This window comes from Plesiomonas sp. (genome assembly GCF_051652165.1).
GTDB lineage: Bacteria > Pseudomonadota > Gammaproteobacteria > Enterobacterales > CAMTGL01 > Plesiomonas.
Window position 1 is genome coordinate 51,982 of the sequence record NZ_JBOFTR010000009.1, and the last position, 19,141, is coordinate 71,122.

Annotated in this window: 21 protein-coding genes; 13 read left to right on the top strand and 8 right to left on the bottom strand. The window is 46.6% G+C overall.

From position 1 onward, the window contains the following. Positions 1-244: 244 nt before the first annotated feature. From ACRC53_RS07485 to ACRC53_RS07500, 4 genes are all read right to left on the bottom strand, one after another. The gene (locus tag ACRC53_RS07485) at positions 245-610 is read right to left on the bottom strand and encodes a DUF2897 family protein (RefSeq protein ID WP_438642867.1); all 366 of its coding nucleotides are present in this window, start codon (positions 608-610) and stop codon (positions 245-247) included. A gap of 348 nt (positions 611-958) precedes the next feature. Next, a complete protein-coding gene (locus tag ACRC53_RS07490) occupies positions 959-1,627 on the bottom strand; it encodes a M15 family metallopeptidase (protein WP_438642868.1) in 669 nt (222 codons plus the stop codon). Continuing rightward, entirely contained in the window at positions 1,624-2,751 is a 1,128-nt protein-coding gene (gene dapE / locus ACRC53_RS07495) for a succinyl-diaminopimelate desuccinylase (protein ID WP_438642869.1), read from the bottom strand. The genes ACRC53_RS07490 and dapE overlap by 4 nt, the downstream gene beginning before the upstream one ends. 100 nt (positions 2,752-2,851) lie before the next feature. Continuing rightward, positions 2,852-3,217 carry an ArsC family reductase gene (locus ACRC53_RS07500; protein ID WP_438642870.1) on the bottom strand — a complete coding sequence of 122 codons (366 nt, stop codon included), beginning with the start codon at positions 3,215-3,217 and terminating at the stop codon, positions 2,852-2,854. Positions 3,218-3,494: 277 nt separating this feature from the next. Between ACRC53_RS07500 and ACRC53_RS07505 the strand changes: the two genes are divergently transcribed. Both ACRC53_RS07505 and ACRC53_RS07510 read left to right on the top strand, forming a co-directional pair. Beyond that, the gene (locus ACRC53_RS07505; RefSeq protein WP_438642871.1) at positions 3,495-3,785 is read left to right on the top strand and encodes a helix-turn-helix domain-containing protein; all 291 of its coding nucleotides are present in this window, start codon (positions 3,495-3,497) and stop codon (positions 3,783-3,785) included. Positions 3,786-3,988: 203 nt separating this feature from the next. After that, on the top strand, positions 3,989-4,408 hold the full coding sequence (locus ACRC53_RS07510; RefSeq protein ID WP_438642872.1) for a VOC family protein: 420 nt from the start codon (positions 3,989-3,991) through the stop codon (positions 4,406-4,408). A gap of 88 nt (positions 4,409-4,496) precedes the next feature. Here ACRC53_RS07510 and ACRC53_RS07515 read toward each other — a convergent pair whose 3' ends face one another. Together ACRC53_RS07515 and narQ are read right to left on the bottom strand one after the other, a co-directional pair. Next, positions 4,497-5,126 carry a response regulator gene (locus tag ACRC53_RS07515; protein WP_438642873.1) on the bottom strand — a complete coding sequence of 210 codons (630 nt, stop codon included), beginning with the start codon at positions 5,124-5,126 and terminating at the stop codon, positions 4,497-4,499. Positions 5,127-5,215: 89 nt separating this feature from the next. Continuing rightward, the gene (narQ, locus tag ACRC53_RS07520) at positions 5,216-6,919 is read right to left on the bottom strand and encodes a nitrate/nitrite two-component system sensor histidine kinase NarQ (RefSeq protein ID WP_438642874.1); all 1,704 of its coding nucleotides are present in this window, start codon (positions 6,917-6,919) and stop codon (positions 5,216-5,218) included. A gap of 347 nt (positions 6,920-7,266) precedes the next feature. Between narQ and napF the strand changes: the two genes are divergently transcribed. The 11 genes from napF (at position 7,267) to ACRC53_RS07575 (ending at position 16,647) form a co-directional block, all read left to right on the top strand. Further along, positions 7,267-7,830, top strand: coding sequence for a ferredoxin-type protein NapF (gene napF / locus ACRC53_RS07525; protein WP_438642875.1), 564 nt, complete (start codon positions 7,267-7,269; stop codon positions 7,828-7,830). A gap of 97 nt (positions 7,831-7,927) precedes the next feature. Continuing rightward, positions 7,928-8,188 carry a chaperone NapD gene (gene napD, locus ACRC53_RS07530; protein WP_438642897.1) on the top strand — a complete coding sequence of 87 codons (261 nt, stop codon included), beginning with the start codon at positions 7,928-7,930 and terminating at the stop codon, positions 8,186-8,188. Beyond that, positions 8,185-10,674: a nitrate reductase catalytic subunit NapA gene (gene napA, locus ACRC53_RS07535; RefSeq protein ID WP_438642876.1), complete on the top strand. Its 2,490-nt coding sequence runs from the start codon at positions 8,185-8,187 to the stop codon at positions 10,672-10,674. Before napD ends, napA begins: the two co-directional genes overlap by 4 nt. Before the next feature lie 83 nt (positions 10,675-10,757). Continuing rightward, positions 10,758-11,666 (top strand): ferredoxin-type protein NapG, encoded by a 909-nt coding sequence (napG, locus tag ACRC53_RS07540; protein ID WP_438642877.1) that lies wholly within the window; start codon positions 10,758-10,760, stop codon positions 11,664-11,666. Further along, a complete protein-coding gene (gene napH / locus ACRC53_RS07545; RefSeq protein WP_438642878.1) occupies positions 11,667-12,539 on the top strand; it encodes a quinol dehydrogenase ferredoxin subunit NapH in 873 nt (290 codons plus the stop codon). Further along, positions 12,536-12,988, top strand: a complete 453-nt coding sequence (locus tag ACRC53_RS07550; protein WP_438642879.1) for a nitrate reductase cytochrome c-type subunit — start codon at positions 12,536-12,538, stop codon at positions 12,986-12,988. Before napH ends, ACRC53_RS07550 begins: the two co-directional genes overlap by 4 nt. A gap of 12 nt (positions 12,989-13,000) precedes the next feature. Beyond that, positions 13,001-13,600, top strand: a complete 600-nt coding sequence (gene napC / locus ACRC53_RS07555; RefSeq protein ID WP_438642880.1) for a cytochrome c-type protein NapC — start codon at positions 13,001-13,003, stop codon at positions 13,598-13,600. Between the two features lie 304 nt (positions 13,601-13,904). After that, positions 13,905-14,333, top strand: coding sequence for a GNAT family acetyltransferase (locus ACRC53_RS07560; protein WP_438642881.1), 429 nt, complete (start codon positions 13,905-13,907; stop codon positions 14,331-14,333). 12 nt (positions 14,334-14,345) lie between these two features. After that, positions 14,346-14,828, top strand: coding sequence for a DUF2919 domain-containing protein (locus ACRC53_RS07565; RefSeq protein ID WP_438642882.1), 483 nt, complete (start codon positions 14,346-14,348; stop codon positions 14,826-14,828). Between the two features lie 139 nt (positions 14,829-14,967). Then, positions 14,968-15,618: a DUF1131 family protein gene (locus tag ACRC53_RS07570; protein ID WP_438642883.1), complete on the top strand. Its 651-nt coding sequence runs from the start codon at positions 14,968-14,970 to the stop codon at positions 15,616-15,618. A gap of 120 nt (positions 15,619-15,738) precedes the next feature. Beyond that, positions 15,739-16,647, top strand: a complete 909-nt coding sequence (locus ACRC53_RS07575; RefSeq protein ID WP_438642884.1) for a Dyp-type peroxidase — start codon at positions 15,739-15,741, stop codon at positions 16,645-16,647. A 137-nt stretch (positions 16,648-16,784) separates the two neighbouring features. On the opposite strand, the gene crr is transcribed toward ACRC53_RS07575, so the two are convergent. Together crr and ptsI are read right to left on the bottom strand one after the other, a co-directional pair. Further along, positions 16,785-17,294 carry a PTS glucose transporter subunit IIA gene (gene crr / locus ACRC53_RS07580; protein ID WP_438642885.1) on the bottom strand — a complete coding sequence of 170 codons (510 nt, stop codon included), beginning with the start codon at positions 17,292-17,294 and terminating at the stop codon, positions 16,785-16,787. Between the two features lie 71 nt (positions 17,295-17,365). After that, on the bottom strand, positions 17,366-19,093 hold the full coding sequence (gene ptsI / locus ACRC53_RS07585) for a phosphoenolpyruvate-protein phosphotransferase PtsI (RefSeq protein ID WP_438642886.1): 1,728 nt from the start codon (positions 19,091-19,093) through the stop codon (positions 17,366-17,368). Positions 19,094-19,141: the final 48 nt, after the last annotated feature.

Sequence of the window (19,141 nt, forward strand, 5' to 3'; positions counted from 1 at the left end):
AGGAAATAAGGAGGAGACAGTGCGCTGGAAAGATAAAACCGTTACATTATAGATTCAGTAACGGGCGTTTCATCAGGAGTAAGAGGCATTGCTGACTGATTTTCTGAATATTCAGCAACTGCTTTTTCATACTCATCGTGGTAAGTCATTCATGTCCTCCCTGTTGTAATAAGTGCTCTAAGAATAGCCACTTTCACTGTGGTTAAAAGAGGGATTCCTACAGAAACGTGACGTACTGCTGAAGTTATTGTAGGCCATTGTTACGATTGTGATCTTCTTTCCTACCGACTTTAGTTTGTTGCGTAGTGGTTGCATTTTTTATCAGAGAAGCATCGTTTATCTCTGATAAGGTATTAAGATCTCGCAGCGTATCTTTTACACATGCAGGCTCTATTTTTGCCTCTTTTTGCGAATTATATCCCCAATTATCATCATCTTGGTCGTTATCTTCATCATTGTCATAGGGTGTGCGTGGAGGAGGATAGGGCTTCCCTTTCGGCATTTTCATGTGAGCGGTTGCTTTTAACAACGCCAGATTGCCACCAATAATGGCAATCACAGTAATAATAATGAGCCATTTATAGGAAAATATGTCAGCAAGCAGTGCCATAAATACCATCCCTTGTTGTTTTGTGACGCATTGTTGCCTGATTGCTGATAATTTAGCAAAAATGCAATGAACCCGTAGCTGAGTACAAGTGGGCATAAGCTGTTACACAACAATGGCGTTTCAATAGCCATTGTTGTGAGTGATTACTGTTTTTACAGCACTGCAGGTTTTAAATAGCACCGTAGGTTTTAAATAGCGCCGTAGGTTTTAAATAACGATAGTTTTTAAATGATTACTCTTCTTAAATAACGATAGTGACTAAATCGCTATGGTGATTAAAGAGCAAATCATAAGGTATTGAACCGGTATCGCTATCAATAGAAATCCACTTGATGAAAGAGGAGATCTTTAGCGAATATAGCGTTCAAACAGCGTATCAAGGTGTGTGATCAGGGTTGTTTTTCCTGCAATATCTTCTTGTTCCCATGCATTGATGAGAGATTGTGGCGTCAGTTGTTGAGCCAGTTTTTCAGCCAGTGGCAGATAGCTGATATGCCATGGCTCTATCGCTATCCCTCCCTTATCATGGGTAAAAGGCAGGGCAAAATCAAATTGTGGCAGTGCATCGAGCAGCCAGAGCGTCAGATCATTGAAATAACCGCCATCTTGATACTCCCACGGTTCGAGTTGCAAATGTTGCCCAACCGGTAAACAGTCGGGATCATAAATATCAATCTCGGTTCCCCAGTGATGTCGGCTCGCTCCTGGCAACGCTGACCAGCGTAAAATGGCATGGCAGCGAGCCAGTTCATCCAGTGTCAGCACATTCACTGTTTGCCCTTGATCATCGTGTACCCGCCGTTGACCGGAAAATTTTGCATTCCAGATAGTCTGCTGGCGGGCAAAATCACGAAAACTGCTGGCTGCTTGCAGGTTGAACCCCTGCTGCTTGGCTGCCTGTTGCAGTGCAATGAACGCGGTACAGGCTTGTGGTTGCAAGGCATGGTGATTATCCAGCGGTTGCAAATGCCGGCGGCTCTTTCCAGTTAAACAGAGCGGGTCAAACGCGGTGATCACAACAGTAAATTCTCCAGTGTATGCTGATACATATCGGTTAATTGTTCCAGATCGGCAACCCGCACACACTCATTAATTTTGTGGATAGTGGCGTTAACTGGCCCCAATTCAACAATCTGGCTGCCCATTTGGGCAATAAAGCGCCCATCAGATGTGCCACCAGTGGTCAGCAATTGTGGAGTAATGCCTGTTGAGTGTTGGATGGCTGTAGTCACTGCATCCACCAGTTGGCCCTGTGCAGTTAAAAACGGTTGGCCAGAGATAGCCCATGTTAGTGTATGGGGTAAATCGTGCTGTGCCAGCAAATCTGCAACCCGCTGCTGAACTTGAGCGGTAGTCACTTCGGTGCTAAAACGCAGATTAAACTGCACATACAGTTCACCGGGGATCACATTATTACTGCCTGTACCTGCCTGCACGTTGGCTATTTGCAAACTGGTTGGCGGGAAAAATTCATTGCCCTGATCCCACTCAATATTGACCAAGTCATTCAAAAAGGTCAGCGATTTATGCACCGGATTATCGGCTAGATGTGGGTAGGCAACATGCCCTTGCACACCTTTTAGATACAGATTGCCGGTCATTGAACCACGGCGACCATTTTTCACCACATCACCCACTTGTGTGGTGCTTGATGGTTCACCAACCAGACAGTAATCAATCATCTCATCACGTGCCATCAACGTTTCGACAACTTTAACCGTGCCGTTCACCGCGCTGGCTTCTTCATCTGAGGTCAGCAAAAATGCTAACGAACCTTGATGATCGGGGTTTGCCTGCACAAAACGCTCGGCGGCAATCACCATTGCGGCCAGTGAACCTTTCATGTCTGCCGCCCCGCGTCCGTAGAGCATGCCGTCTTGAAGAGTAGGCGTGAAAGGGTCGGTCTGCCACTGGGTTGTATCGCCACTTGGCACAACATCGGTGTGTCCGGCAAAGGTGAAACAGGGGCGTGCGGTGCCGCGTCTGGCCCACAGATTGAGGGTATCACCGTTGGGCATCCACTCAAGGGTAAAACCTGCGGCGGCTAAACGGTCGGCCAACAGTGTTTGGCAGCCGGCATCATCAGGGCTGACTGAACGGCGGCGAATCAATTCACTGGCTAAATCAACAACGGTTGTCATGGTGCAGGTACTCTCCCTGTAAAATGTAGGAATGCAGGCCGGTTTTTAGCCTGCATTTTTTATCGTTTTATCATCTCTACCTACCAATAATTGGCGGGCATTAGCCTGCAAATGTTGCTTGATACAGCGTATCTTTGAAACCAAGTAGATATTGCGGTTGGCTGCCAGTAAGGTTTTGGTAGACCAACAGCGGGCGTTTGATCATAGCTGGATGTTGTAGCATTAGCACGCAGGCTTTTTCTACAGAGAGATCTGCTTTATCGCTGTCAGACAGCGTTCGCCACGTTGTGCCTCGGGTATTGAGCAGTGCTTCCCAGCCGAGTTGTTCCACAAATGTGTTGAGTAAATCAGCGTCAAGGCCATCAGCACGGTAGTCGTGAAAACGATAGGCAATATTGTGATCATCAAGCCAGCGGCGGGCTTTTTTCACGGTATCGCAGTTTTTTATTCCGTACATCACACACATGAGATTGTCTCTTTTTTTACTTTTACGTGATAGCCACTAATACACCCATTTTTACACCCATTTTGTTTTAGACGATAGTGTATATAGTTTGAGAAACCCAAAAGGGAAATACCCGTGTATTTATGCAGACGTTATACCGCGAGCTTGCTATGTAGGTAAAGAGGGGGTTAAAGCGCGAGTAAAATTCTTATTGGATCACAGTTATGGGATTTTAATACGTATGAGATGATCAGGCGGTGGAATAATGGCAAATATGATGTTTGCCAAGGAGTGCATTATGCGTCTAAATTCTGTTTTTGCCCGCCGTTTGTATTTATGTCATTTATTAGCCACAACTGAGCGGCCAAATATCCCTTTTTTAATGACGACAACCGGCTGGCCACGCCGCACACTGCAAGATGCAATGAAAGCTTTGCACGGGTTAGGGGTTGAAGTCCATTTTGTGCAAGATGGTATTCGTAATAATGACGGTTATTATCAGTTGCAAAACTGGGGGCCATTAGAGGCACAGTGGGTTGCTGATCACCTCGATGAAATTCAAACGGTGTTGATATCTGATCAGCCTTAGATTATAGCCTCGATATCAGCGTCTATCTGGAAATGAACATCTCTATTGATTGATACCATTAAATAACAGTATCAAATGGCACATTAAGTCAGCTTTCAGTGTAGAGCTAGGCGCTGACTTTCTTGTTATAGGCTGTTATGTCTTTTATCGAAAAATACTGAAGCTGTGTAAAATCGGGTTATCAAATTTATTGAGATACTGACATGTCAACTTCCATTCAACAGCACATTGGCAATATCGCCTTAGTTGTAGAAAACTATGATGATGCCATTGAGTTTTATACAAAAAAACTTCAGTTTACGTTGTGTGAAGATACCGATTTAGGGGCTGGTAAACGGTGGGTTCAAGTTTCACCACCAAATTCTAATGGCACACATTTGCTGCTTGCTCAAGCGAGTACAAAAGAACAGTTTCAGTGTATCGGTAATCAGGCTGGAGGCCGTGTGTTCTTATTTTTGCAAACAAATGATTTTTGGCGAGATTATGAGTTAATGAAAACTCATGGTGTGATTTTTAATGAAGAGCCGCGCATTGAAGAGTATGGCATAGTAGTTGTGTTTCAAGATCTTTATGGAAACAAATGGGATTTATTGCAATTAAATAAGGCACATCATCGTGTGTAGATAGCCTAACCTTAGGTTAAGGATCTAGCAACGCTATATTGTGCCAGCCCTTAACCACGGGTTATTTTTATGGCTGTAATAGCACTTATTAACTACCGCGTTGTTCTAGATATAATACCGTAGCAGCAACCCGTGACCTGACATTTAACTTGCGAAGCATATTACGGATGTGCACTTTTACAGTCTCTTCTGAAATGTGCAGTTGCAGCGCAATTTGCTTATTTGACTGGCCAAGTGCCACCTCTTTAAGCACATCGAGCTCACGTTCGGTTAGCCCGGCCAGCGGTGCTGGGTTATCGTTTCTTGACTGCAAATATTCATACACAATATCACTGAAAACGGTTTTTCCCTCTGCTGCCTGCTGCAGTTTTTCCAGCAATAAATCGGGTTCAGTATCTTTTAGCAAATAACCGTCAGCACCGGCATCGATCAGTGCATAGATATCAGCACGTGAGTCAGAAACTGTTAGGATAATAATCCGGCTATCAATATTTTCATGGCGTAATGCTTTGAGTGTATCAAGCCCTGACATGCCTTTCATATTCAGGTCGAGCAGGATCATATCAGGCTGCTTAGCATGAGCCAATGCAATGGCTTCACTGCCATTACTGGCTTCGCGGATTTCAGAGAATATCGGCTCAAGTTCAGCAAGCTGGCGAACTCCACGCCGCATCAGCGGGTGATCATCAACAATCAAAAGGGTATATTGTTCGGTCACGACGTTACCTTCAGTACTGCGTTAATGGTGTTATTATCCTCATTAAGTAGGCGGTAATGTAACTCAAAGTGCTAAAGATTACCGCTAATCTAATGAGGATGTGCTGGGTGGTGCCGAAAGGTGAGTTGAATCTCTGTGCCATGTGGTTCGGTACGTTGAATACGAAGCTCCCCTCCTAAGCGGGTTGCTCGTTCACTCATAATACTTAATCCATAATGGCCTTCAGGTTCTTCTGTGCTGCAAATACCTATGCCATCATCGGCAATACTCAGGATATTGCAGCCATCGTCGGCGATGTGTCCGCTGACACGGATAACATGGGCATTCGCATGTTTTATCGCATTAAGTACGGCTTCACGAACAATTTGCAGTGCATGCACCTGCTGTTGAGCGGTTAATACCTGTGAAGGTAGGCGACAATCAAGGCTGATGTGCGCAGAGGTTTGTGCTTGTAACGGCGCGAGGATCTGCTCAAGTGCTTGATGTAGGTCTGCTTCTTGAACCGTCAGGCGGAATGTGGCCAGTAGTTCACGCAGTTGCCGGTAGGCATCGGTCAGTGCTTGTTCAAAATCTGCAATAATCGCATAGGTTTTTGCCTGATCATGCGGCAAGGTGCGTTTAAGCAGCGTCAGTTGTATGCGTAAAAATGACAACGCTTGTGCTAAAGAGTCGTGCAGTTCGCGGGCGATAATCGCGCGCTCTTCCATTAACAGTAATTGCTGTTGTTGTTTTTGCAGCCGGCTGAAATATAACCCGCGTGCAATCATGCGGCTGATATTTTCCATTAAACGCACATCTGGGCACTGCTGTGGCGCACATTGCCAGTGTAAAATCCCCAATATATGATCATTCATATACAGTGGTTGAGATTGGTGAGTGCTAGAGGTTTGTGCTTCACCGCGCTGTAATATCCAGCGTTGAGTAGAGTGCTCAATCACTTCAAGTTGAATACCGTGTAACTGCTCTTCGTGCCGCACTTTATCCAGTAATTGCTCAAGTGTGGGTTGATCAACTTGTGTGACATTCAATATTTGTGAGCACTCATACAACACAGAAAGAGAGCGGTTTGCATGTGTGAGGCTTTGTGTCTTCATTGCTACTTGCTCTTCAAGAGAGCGATATAACTTACTCAATTCTGTCGACATAGCAGTGAATGTACGCGATAACCCACCCATTTCATTCGTTAGATTAACGGCTAAAGGTTGATGAGCAAATTGCTGGTTTTGCACTTCTTTGCTGGCCGCAATTAATTTATCTAGTGGGGCAATAATTTGCCTGCGGGTAAACAACATAGTGAAAAGTGCAAGAAACACAATACCAATAAAACCAATACTGCCTGTAATACCTGCAATGGCTAATTTAATTTCAGAAAAGCGTTGTAGCTCATACACAAAGTGGTCTATTTGGCTGACATAATCGACAATTTGATCAAGATAGTGCTGATTTTGGTGTTGATTGATTTGGTGGTGAATTTGCTGCCATGTTTTCAAGAGCGAGCGATAACTTAGCCGTAGTGGATGCGGTGTTAATGGGCTATCAAGCCGGATAAGCGAAGGTGCAACGAGTGATTGTTGGTAGTGTGTCAAATGCTCAGGCAGTGAATCTGAATGGGTTTGTAAATCATAAGCAATACGGTAACTCTGCATTCGCAATGATCCAGCAATATTGATCGCTTCGGCATCTTTTAAACTACTGACCAGAGTCATCAGCCCAAGCAAGGTTGAGAGCATAGATAGCATCACAATACCAATTAGGCTGCGATCAATAGTGCGAGCAACAGAGGTCTGCTTCATGTCAGAGGGGAGTTCCTAGGGGTTTATCTTAGCTATTTTAGCGTGGAGATGGCAGATTTCTATCGCTGAATGTGCGGTATTTAGCAAGATACACAGGGGGAATACCGTTCTCTGACAGCAGATATAGGTTTATATGCATATAATCAGTTATTGGTATACACATTGCGATTTTGATTTTGTGATCTAACGCATTATTACTGGCGGTTTTTTACACAAAGTTATTGATCTTAAACAATACACACACTTATTTACCTAATTTGGGTAATTATACTCTATGGAATAACATTCTACCTTACGCTGCCAGTTTTCCCTGTTTGTTGCAACATTCGGGTCATTAAAAGAAGAGAATGCCAACAGAGCTTACTCGTCGCCAATTTTTCCGCGGCCGTTTTCGCCGTGAAACGATACAACATGATACGCCTCTTCGCCCGCCATGGGCAAAAAATGAGGCGGCGTTTACGGCTGCCTGTACGCGTTGCGGTGATTGCGTACGCGCGTGCGAGACAGGCGTGCTGGTGGTGGGTGATGGCGGTTTTCCGAAAGTAGATTTCAGCCGTGCCGAATGCACTTTTTGTCAGGCGTGTGTACAGGTTTGTCAGGCGAATGCCTTTGTTCCAACAACCGCACTTGCCTGGCAGCTCTCCCCGCAAATTAGCAGCACGTGCTTGGCCCACAACAGCGTGACATGCCGCAGTTGTCAGGATGGCTGCGAACCGCGAGCCATTCGTTTTACACCGGTACTCGGTGGGGTTAGCCCACCGGTTATTGATGCTGCGCTTTGTTCGGGCTGTGGCGCTTGCGTGTCGGTGTGTCCGGTACAGGCGATTTCGCTGATCTCTGCGGCTACGCTTGATATTGCCAACGCCCACCACAGCACCTTGCCACATCATGAGGACGATAATGCCAAATAACTCCCCGCTGAACGGCCAAACGGCAGTTTCAGTTAATCCCGTAAAAGAGATAACCGTTATGCCAAGTGCCGATACAGCGGTGACTACGCCCAATGATATGCCCGATGAGTGGCACGTGTGCGGATTAGTGGTGCATGCACGCCCAGAAAAGATAGACGCAGTGCGTAGCGCACTGAGCGAGATACCGGATACTGAGATCCCTGGTATCAATGAAGAGGGAAAAATGGTGGTTGTCATGCAGGCTACGGCCTCTGATGTGCTATTAGCCAATATAGAGTCAGCACGCAATATTCAAGGCGTACTGGCAGTGTCGCTGGTGTATCACCAGCAAGATGATCAAGGTAAGGAGATACCATGAAACTCAGTCGTCGAGACTTCATGAAGGCAAATGCTGCGGCTGCAGCGGCTGTCGCAGCCGGTGTGACACTGCCTGCTATCGCAAATGCGGCCGAGTCGGCTGAGAGTAATCAGATTACGTGGGATAAAGCACCATGCCGTTTTTGCGGTACAGGGTGCGGCGTACTGGTGGGTACACAAAATGGCCGCGTAGTGGCGTCACAAGGTGATCCTGATGCTCCTGTTAACCGTGGTCTGAACTGTATCAAAGGGTATTTCCTGCCAAAAATCATGTACGGAAAAGACCGTCTGACACAGCCGTTACTGCGCATGAAAGAGGGGCAGTATGATAAAGAGGGCGAATTTACCCCCATTTCGTGGGTAGAAGCGTTCGATATCATGGAAGCCAAAGCAAAGCTGACACTGAAAGAGAAAGGCCCAACGGCCATTGGTATGTTTGGTTCAGGCCAATGGACTGTATGGGAGGGCTATGCTGCGGCGAAACTGTTCAAAGCAGGCTTTCGTTCAAACAACATTGACCCAAATGCGCGCCACTGTATGGCATCAGCGGTGGTAGGTTTCATGCGTACGTTTGGTATGGATGAACCTATGGGCTGTTACGATGATATCGAACAGGCCGATGCGTTCGTGCTGTGGGGCTCCAACATGGCCGAAATGCACCCGATCTTATGGTCGCGCATTACCGACCGCCGTTTGTCCAAGCCTGATGTTAAAGTGGCAGTGATGTCAACGTTCGAGCACCGCAGCTTTGAACTGGCCGACTACCCGATTATTTTTACCCCGCAGTCAGATCTGGTGATCCTGAACTATATCGCCAACTACATTATTGAAAATAATGCCGTTGATCAGGATTTTATCACTAAGCACACCGTCTTTAAGGAAGGGGCAACCGACATCGGTTATGGCCTGCGTCCGACACACCCTCTGCAAGCGGCGGCGAAGAACCCAGACAGCGGCGCAGCAACGCCAATTGATTTTGCAGCCTATAAAAAGTTTGTTGCGGAATACACACTGGAAAAAACCGTGGCAATGACCGGTGTTCCGGCCGATTCACTGGTCGCGCTGGCAAAGCTGTATGCCGATCCAAATATCAAGGTCATCTCATACTGGACGATGGGCTTTAATCAGCACACCCGTGGCGTATGGGCAAATAACCTGTGCTACAACATCCACCTGCTGACGGGCAAAATCTCAAAACCAGGTTGTGGGCCGTTCTCACTGACCGGCCAGCCTTCAGCCTGTGGTACCGCCCGTGAAGTGGGGACATTTGCCCACCGTCTGCCGGCAGACATGGTTGTTACCAATGAGAAGCACCGCCAGATCGCTGAAAAAGCGTGGAAACTGCCAGCCGGAACAATCCCAGATAAAGTTGGTCTGCATGCCATTGCACAAGATCGTGCATTAAAAGATGGTACGCTAAATTTCTACTGGACCATGTGTACCAACAACATGCAAGCCGGTCCGAACATCAACGAAGAGCGTTTACCGGGCTGGCGTGACCCGCGCAATTTTGTGGTGGTTTCTGACCCGTATCCGACCGTCAGCGCCATGGCCGCTGACCTTATTTTACCTACTTCAATGTGGGTAGAAAAAGAGGGGGCATACGGTAACGCCGAGCGCCGTACCCAGTTCTGGTATCAGCAGGTTAAAGCACCGGCTGAGTCTAAATCAGACTTGTGGCAGCTAATGGAGTTCTCCAAGCGTTTCAAAGTGGAAGAGGTGTGGCCAGAAGAACTGGTGGCTCTGCAACCAGAATATCGCGGTAAAACACTGTTTGACGTGCTGTACGCTAACGGTCAGGTCAACCGCTTTACGTTAGATGAGATCCCCGAAACACGCCTAAATGATGAATCTCGTGATTTTGGTTTCTACGTACAAAAAGGCCTGTTTGAAGAGTACGCCGGATTTGGCCGTGGGCATGGTCACGATTTAGCGCCGTTTGATATGTACCATCAGGCACGCGGTTTGCGCTGGCCGGTTGTCGGCGGAAAAGAGACCTTGTGGCGTTACCGCGAAGGCTTTGACCCGTATGTTAAAGCGGGCGAAGAGGTTAGCTTCTACGGCAATCCTGATCGCAAAGCGGTCATTTTTGCGCTGCCATTCGAACCTGCTGCTGAAGTGCCGGATAAAGAGTTTGACCTGTGGTTATCCACTGGCCGCGTCCTTGAGCATTGGCATACAGGTTCGATGACCCGCCGAGTCCCTGAACTGCACCGCGCTTTCCCAGAAGCGGTGGTCTTTATTCATCCGCTTGATGCTAAAGATCGTGGCTTGCGCCGTGGTGACAAAGTCAAAGTTGTTTCACGCCGAGGAGAGGTGATCTCCTTGATTGAAACGCGTGGCCGTAACAAGCCACCGCGCGGCTTGGTGTACATGCCGTTCTTTGATGCTGCTCAGTTGGTGAACAAACTCACACTCGATGCAACAGACCCGCTCTCGAAGGAAACAGACTTCAAGAAGTGTGCAGTTAAGCTGATGAAGGCGTGATGCAAAGGTCAACCGGTAGCCCAAAATCATCACGCTGCCGGTTGACCTTCAGCGTACCGTGACAACACAACGGAATTTAACGCATGGCAGATTCACCAAACAGCCCAGCAGACCAACCACCACAGCGGCCTGCAAACAAGCCAGCTCGCAGCAACAGTATCAGCAACAACGATACTGCACGTGTCAGGGATAAAACCCCGGCGCGACGGCGTTTTTTGCGCGATGTCGGGCGAACAGCATGTGCGGTAGGGGGCGCGGCTCTGCTACTGGGCTTACAGCAAAAACAGGGGCAAGCTAAGGCAAAAGAGGGCGTATTACTGCGTCCGCCCGGCGCACTGGCGGAACCTGAGTTTAGTGCGGCGTGTATCCGCTGCGGTCAGTGTGTACAAGCCTGCCCGTACGACACACTCAAACTGGCGACGTTGCTGGCACCGGTAGCATCAGGCACACCCTATTTTGTTGCCCGTGCCGTGCCGTGTGAAATGTGCGATGACATTCCGTGTGTTCCGGCTTGCCCAAGCGGTGCGCTCGATCCTGCATTAACCAACATTGATGATGCGCGTATGGGGCTGGCAGTGCTGCTCGATCACGAGAGCTGCCTGAACTGGCAAGGGCTGCGCTGTGATGTTTGCTACCGCGTGTGTCCGCAAATTGATAAAGCCATTACGTTGGATGTACAGCACAACAGCCGTACCGGTAAACACGCAAAATTCATCCCCACCGTACACAGTGATGCCTGTACCGGATGTGGAAAATGTGAACAAGCGTGCGTGCTGGAAGAGGCCGCAATCAAAGTGCTGCCAATGTCATTGGCAAAAGGGTTGCTGGGGCAACACTATCGCTTAGGGTGGGAAGAGAAAGAAAAAGCCGGACACTCACTGGTGCCAGAGGGCGTTCAACTGCCTGTGCGTCAGCCCGCTCCGGCTGCTGCAATCTCCTCCCCCGCAGAGCCGCTAACATCCGGCAGCGTGCCGCTAAAAGAGGGCTTATAGATGGCGGTTAACTCACCCAAGCTAGCAGGGCGCGATGCAGTATCGCGTCATGGCTGGGCATATGCCCATCGATTTTTACTGGCTCGCCGTGCAGTGCAACTGCTGGTTCTGGCGATGTTTCTTGCCGGGCCGTGGTGGGGCGTGTGGATCTTAAAAGGCAACTACAGCAGCAGCTTGCTGCTCGATACCGTGCCGTTGACCGATCCGCTGATCCTATTACAAAGTCTGGCTGCCGGACACTGGCCACAAACACTCGCACTGGTCGGCGGGCTGATCATTGCTGTCAGCTATGCCCTGATTGCCAGCCGAGCATTTTGTGCATGGGTATGCCCGCTGAACATGGTCACCGATGCCGCGGCATGGCTGCGGCGCAAGCTGGGGATCCGCACCAGTGCAACACTGCCGCGCATGACCCGCTATGTGCTGCTTGCCATGATCTTGATTGGCAGCGCATTCAGCGGAACGTTGCTGTGGGAGTGGGTAAATCCGGTCGCTACCTTGGGGCGAGCCCTGATTTTTGGTGCGGGTGCCGGCCTGTGGTTGGTGATTGCTGTATTCGTGTTTGATCTGCTAGTGGTTGAACACGGCTGGTGTGGCCACCTCTGCCCGATGGGGGCGCTGTATGGCGTGATAGGCGCAAAAGGCCTGTTACGGGTCAATGCCGTGGCACGGGAAAACTGCACCCGCTGCATGGATTGCTACCATGTCTGCCCCGAACCGCATGTATTACGTACACCTTTACACGGCAATGCCGAACAATCTACACAGGTGCTCAGTCAAGACTGCATCACCTGTGGACGTTGTATCGACGTGTGTGCCGAACATGTATTTCAAATAACGACTCGACTGACTGATTCGGGAGCGAAAAAATGAAAAAGCTACTTTCCCTGTGTTTTATGCTCACAGTGCTAGTTTTTGGCGCGTATGCCGCCACCACAGATAGCATTAAAAATAACTATAATGTTGATTTTGCTAAATCTTCCGAAGCTGCACAACCTGTTGAAAAATTGGCGACACAACCGAAAGAGCAGCGGCGTTTACCGCTTGATTATGTGAATCAGCCGCCGCTGATCCCGCACGATATCAAAGGGTATCAAGTCACCATGAACAACAACCAATGTTTACAGTGCCATGGTATTGAGAACTACCGCGTTTCCGGTGCGCCGCGTATTAGCCCAACCCACTTTATGGATCGTGATGGCAAAGTCCTCAACCAAGTTGCACCGCGCCGCTACTTCTGTTTGCAGTGTCATGTGCCACAAACAGATGCAACTCCTATTATCGGCAACACCTTCAAACCGACCACCGGTTTTGGCCAGTAATCAGAGGTACCCATGAACACTGAAAAAAAGCCCGGCTTGCTAAAGCGCACATGGACATGGTGGCGTAAACCCAGCCGTTTGGCATTGGGTACTCTGCTAATTATTGGTTTTATTGGTGGTATCGCCTTTGTTGTCACCTTTAATACCACTATGCATGCTACCAGTACCGAACAGTTCTGTATCAGTTGTCATGAAATGAAAGACAACGTGTATCAAGAGTACATTGAAAGCGCGCACTTTAATAACCGTAGTGGTGTGAAAGCAACCTGCCCAGATTGCCATCTGCCACAAGATTTCACCCATAAAATGATCCGTAAAGTGCAGGCTAGCCGTGAGCTGTATGCCAAAGTATTCGGTATCGTCGATACGCCGCTAAAATTTGAAGAGCACCGAAAAGTCATGGCTGAACGCGAGTGGGCACGCCTTAAGGCGACCAACTCACAAGAGTGCCGTAATTGTCACAACTTTGATAATATGGATTTTACCGCGCAGAAAACGGTAGCGGCAAAAATGCATGAAAAAGCCATTACTGATGGCCAGACCTGTATTGATTGTCATAAAGGTATTGCACATAAACTGCCAGATATGAGTGATGTAAAACCAGGTTTTTAATTAAACTAACAAAAGTGTGCTTTACCATAAAAAAAACCGCCTTGCTGTTAAAGCAACGCGGTTTTTTTACTTTTTTTACTGACATATTCGCGTGTAGATAATGCATATGTGAAGTTAAGGCATTACACTAACGCGCCAGTGATACTACGTTGGCATGCTGGCACGTGTGGTATTAGCATGTAATGTTAGTCAAATCTGTCGATGAAAAGAGTGTGTAGGGCGAATATCCCTTATAACACCTTGTATACATACCAATATTACATACTCATTATTAAAACAGTTTAAGATAGCTTTGGGTACAGCAATGGAAATTCGTGTTTTTAAACAAAATGATTTTGAAGAAGTACTGACATTGTGGGATCGCTGCGATGTGCTGCGCCCGTGGAATGATCCTGAGATCGATATCGAGCGTAAACTTCATACAGGCGCGGATCTCTTTTTAGTAGCTGAAGTAGCTGGCGCAGTAATAGGTACAATCATGGGAGGATACGATGGACATCGTGGTTGGGTGACTTATCTTGCCGTTCACCCTGATTATCGTGGCCGTGGTATTGCTAATGCATTGGTTAATCGTGTTGAAAAAAAACTGATTGCCCGTGGTTGCCCTAAAATTCATCTGTTGGTACGAGAAGAGAACCAATCAGTTATCAATATGTATGAAAAGCTGGGTTATGAAATCCAAGATACGATTTGTCTGGGAAAACGCTTGATAGAAGATAGCGTGGATGAGTAAATTATTACCACTATGATACCGCCTTTATCGAACCGACCACACTATCATCCTAATGAATATGATAATCATGGCCAACTGCGTTTGCCGTGGTTATTTTGGGTTATTGTTGTGTTACAAGCGAAAACGTGGGCACTGTTTATTATTGCAGGAGCATCACGCGAAACAGGTAATGCTTTGTTGACACTGTTTTATCCAAGTATTGATGATTTTTGGTTTGGTATGTCACTTGGCTTACCTGCCGTATTTCTATTTCTATTAGCCGGTAGGCGGCAGAACTGGCCCAAAATATGGCAAATGAGCCGTTTTCTACTGCCTTGTATGTTATTTGGCGATCTTCTCATGCTACTTAAGCAGGCTATCTTTAAACCTGCTGATTTTGCGCTGCCTAATGCAACCTTATTGATGCTCACCGTTTGGGCATTAGCTTATGTTCTACGCAGTAAACGTCTTGCTGCCGCGTTTACACAACAAAAGACAGACAACAGCCTTGATTAATCCGCTATTCTTATCTCATCCCGTTACAATCTGAGTTACCATACTTCTCGTTTTTGTCATCTTAGTCATGAAATATTCAGTAATAATTACTCATGAATCAGGTAATTAGCTGGTCGAATACGCATTAAGAGGAAATTGCATGAAGCATCACGCATGGATTATAACATTGCCGCTGCTGCTGGCAGGTTGTAGCACATTTTCTGGTGATACCAATACAGATACGCAGGCTGGCCTTCAAGCTACCTCTCAGAGCACATCACACTGGTGGTCCCCGGTTAGTTGGTTTCGCAGTGATTCAACGGTTATTAACGGTGAGCAAGTTTTAGGTATTACACAAGATACTCCGTTGACTGCCGATACCATTCAAGAAAAGTTAGGTGATCAATACCAAGTGCGTACGGGAATGCAAATGCAAAATGGTGAAGTACAGCCTTATGCAGAAGCCCTACGCGATAATCAGCGTGCACTGGTATTAAGTGGAAAGAGTAAAGATAAGATTGATTCGATTACTATTTATAGCCCTAAAATTGAGACAGAATGGGGTACGCACGTTGGTAGCGTGTTTGTAGATATCTACCCTAAAGCCTTAGGGGCACACTGTCGTGTAGGGATAGCAGACGAGCAATCTGCTGTGATTTGTCAAGCGCCACAGGCTCAACAGATCCACTATATATTTAGTGGCCAATGGAGTGGTCCACAAGGATTGTTGCCACCTGATGATGTATTACGTACTTGGAAAGTTCAGCAAATGATATGGCAGACTAATGCTGACTCCGGCAACGCCGGGTAATCCCTAAGAACTGCTCAAATGCAGATAAATACACAGAAGTTCAATACGCAAGACACGTTATCCTGCAAGTATTTATCTGAAAATGAGCATCTTTAAAAGATAACAAGAGAGGATAACCTAATGACGCTAGCTCAAAGTGGAGTTGTTCCTGAAGGCAATCGCTTTGCTGTATTTCTTGTTTTGCATGTTGAGCAAGGGGTTTCCCGTGTTCGTGAAATTGCCAAACAATTTCCAGCAATGGTTGATCACTATGCTGCAAGTGATACTGATGCTGCTCTGTCAGGCACATGGGCTTTTGGTGATGCGCTTTGGCGTACACTGGCAGGTGATGAAGAAGCACCAGAGTTAAAACCGTTTGTTGAGCTCGGCGAAGAGCGATACATTGCACCTGAAACACAAGAAGATGTGTTTATTCATATTCACTCTCAGCGCCATGATTTGAACTATGCATTAGCACAAGATGTGCTTAATGCATTGGGTGACTGCGTCACTGTCACGGATGAACAACACGGTTTTCGTTACCTTGATGCCCGTGATATGACAGGTTTTATTGATGGAACTGAAAATCCACACGGTGAACCAGTACGTGAGCAAGTCGGTGTGATTGCCGAAGGGCCCGATCAAGGGGGCAGTTATATACTGGTGCAGCGTTATGTGCATAACCTCCCTAAATGGCACGGTTTGAATGAGCAAGACCAAGAGAAAACCATTGGCCGAACGAAAGTAGAAAGCGAAGAGTTAGAGCCTGAGCATCGTTTTGAAAACTCGCATGTTAGCCGTGTTGATCTAAAAGAAGAGGGGAAAGGCCTGAAAATTTTGCGTCACAGCTTACCTTATGGTAAAGCGAGTGATGAACACGGCTTGTACTTTTGTGCGTATTGTCACTCGTTATATAACATTGAAAAACAGTTATTTAGCATGTTTGGTAAATTAGAAGATGGCCAATACGATCGCCTACTTAAATATACTCGTGCAGTGACAGGCGGGTACTATTTTGCGCCTTCTCGAATGCGTCTTGAACAGCTTTAAATAAATAGGGCAAAATTCGTGTTGAGTGATCAGAGCTAAACAGTAAGCCCAACAACAAGCTAAATAAAAAAGCCGACATGATGATGTCGGCTTTTTGTATCGGAAAATAGAGTGTAACAACACCCTCTATTTCATCCTTATTTTTTGATGCGCAGCACCGGAGTTTCGCCTACAGTAATGCTACCAGAGAGTTTAACCATCTCTTTGATTTCATCCATGTTAGAGATAACAACAGGAGTCAATGTAGATTTTGCTTTTGATTCTAATACAGCAAGATCAAACTCAATAACTGGATCGCCCATCTTCACACGCTGGCCTTCTTCTGCAATACGTGTGAAACCTTCACCTTTAAGCTCAACAGTATCAATACCAAAGTGAACAAACAGTTCAATACCCGTATCAGATTCGATAGAGAATGCATGGTTAGTTTCGAAAATCTTACCGATAGTTCCGTCGACAGGAGCTACGATTAAATTACCTGTTGGTTTAATCGCAATACCATCGCCAACGATTTTCTCAGCAAAAACCACATCAGGTACATCTTCAATATTTACGATCTCACCAGACAGCGGCGCAAAAATCTCAATGTAGCCCGTATCGTGAGAATCATCAGAAACCAGTTTTTTTAGTTTATCGAACAGACCCATTGTATCGTCCTCATTATCGGAAATTATTCGACTTCTCGTGCTAAGTTAGTGTAGTTGACACGTTAGCACAATCAGCAAAGTGTTTTTTCTTCCAAAAACTTATTGACCAGCACCATAATATCCGCAGCAGTAGGCTGTGCGAGTGCTTGTTCAGCTAAGGTTTTTGCATCTTCAAAGTTGACATTACGGATCACTTTTTTAATGCGAGGGATAGAAATTGCACTCATGCTAAACTCATCTAATCCCATACCTAATAGCAGTACCGCAGCGCGCTCATCACCAGCTAACTCACCACACATGCCCGTCCACTTTCCTTCTTTGTGGGAGGCATCAATCACTTGCTTGATCAAAGTTAGAACAGCAGGTGTCATCGGGTTGTATAGGTGTGAAATCAGCTCGTTACCACGATCGACGGCCAGAGTATACTGAGTCAAGTCGTTTGTTCCAATACTGAAAAAGTCTACTTCTTTTGCTAAATGGTGCGCAATGGCTGCAGCAGCAGGCGTTTCTACCATTACACCTACTTCAATATTTTCATCAAAAGCATGGCCTTCGGCCTTCAAAGCTCGCTTTAGCTCATCGAGTTCAGCACGTAAAGTGCGAACTTCCTCAACTGAAATGATCATCGGGAACATAATGCGCAGCTTACCAAAAGCAGAGGCTCGCAAAATAGCACGCAGTTGAGCACGTAAGATCTCTTTACGATCTAAACCGATACGAATTGCCCGCCAACCCAAGAATGGATTCATCTCTTTTGGCAGATTTAAATAAGGCAGATCTTTATCACCGCCGATATCCATGGTGCGTACGATAACGGCTTGATCGCCCATTGCTTGCGCAACAGCTTTATAAGCAGCAAACTGTTCATCTTCAGTTGGCAACGCATCGCGATCCATAAACAGGAACTCGGTACGGTACAGGCCGACACCTTCGCCACCGTTACGCTCTACGCCATCAACATCACGCACTGTACCAATGTTGCCACACACTTCAATTTGGTGGCCATCTAGCGTCATAGCAGGAAGATCTTTTAACTTTGCCAGCTCTGCTTTTTCATTAGCAAAACGGGCTTGAATCTCTTTAAGTTGCTCAATTTGTGTCGTTGTTGGGTTGATGTGTACTGCATTGCTAATTGCATCAAGTACTACATAATCACCTGTTTTTACCTGTTGAGTGATATTGTTTGTACCAACAATAGCAGGTAACTCTAATGAGCGCGCCATGATAGAGGTGTGCGATGTGCGGCCACCAATATCTGTCACAAAACCAAGCACTTTGTCTAGATTGAGCTGTGCAGTTTCTGACGGAGTCAGATCATTGGCAACTAAAATCACCTCTTCACTGATTGCGCTTAAATCAACAATATTCATGCCTAGCACATTTTTTAGCAGACGTTTACCGATATCACGTACATCGGCGGCACGTTCTTTGAGATACTCATCATCGAGCTCTTCTAACGATTGCGCTTGGCCTTCTAAAATAGCGTGAATAGCCGCTTCTGCTGAAGCACTGTTCTCACGGATATAGGCTACGATTTCCTGCTCTAGCTCTTCATCTTCGAGCAGCATGATGTGACCTTCGAAGATAGCTTCCTTTTCTTCGCCTAGCGTCACGGCTGCTTTTTGTTTGATCGTTTCGAGTTGGGCTGCTGCTTTATTACGCCCATCAAAAAAACGTGCAATTTCGCCTTCTAGCTGATCTGCAGCCAGTGTTGCACGGTTAATCACGATCTCGTCTTCTTTTAGCAATAATGCTTTACCAAAAGCGATACCGGGTGATGCCAAGATGCCTGAAATCATAGCCCTACCTATACGTTATTCTGCAATTACGAACTTGTTATGTGTTAT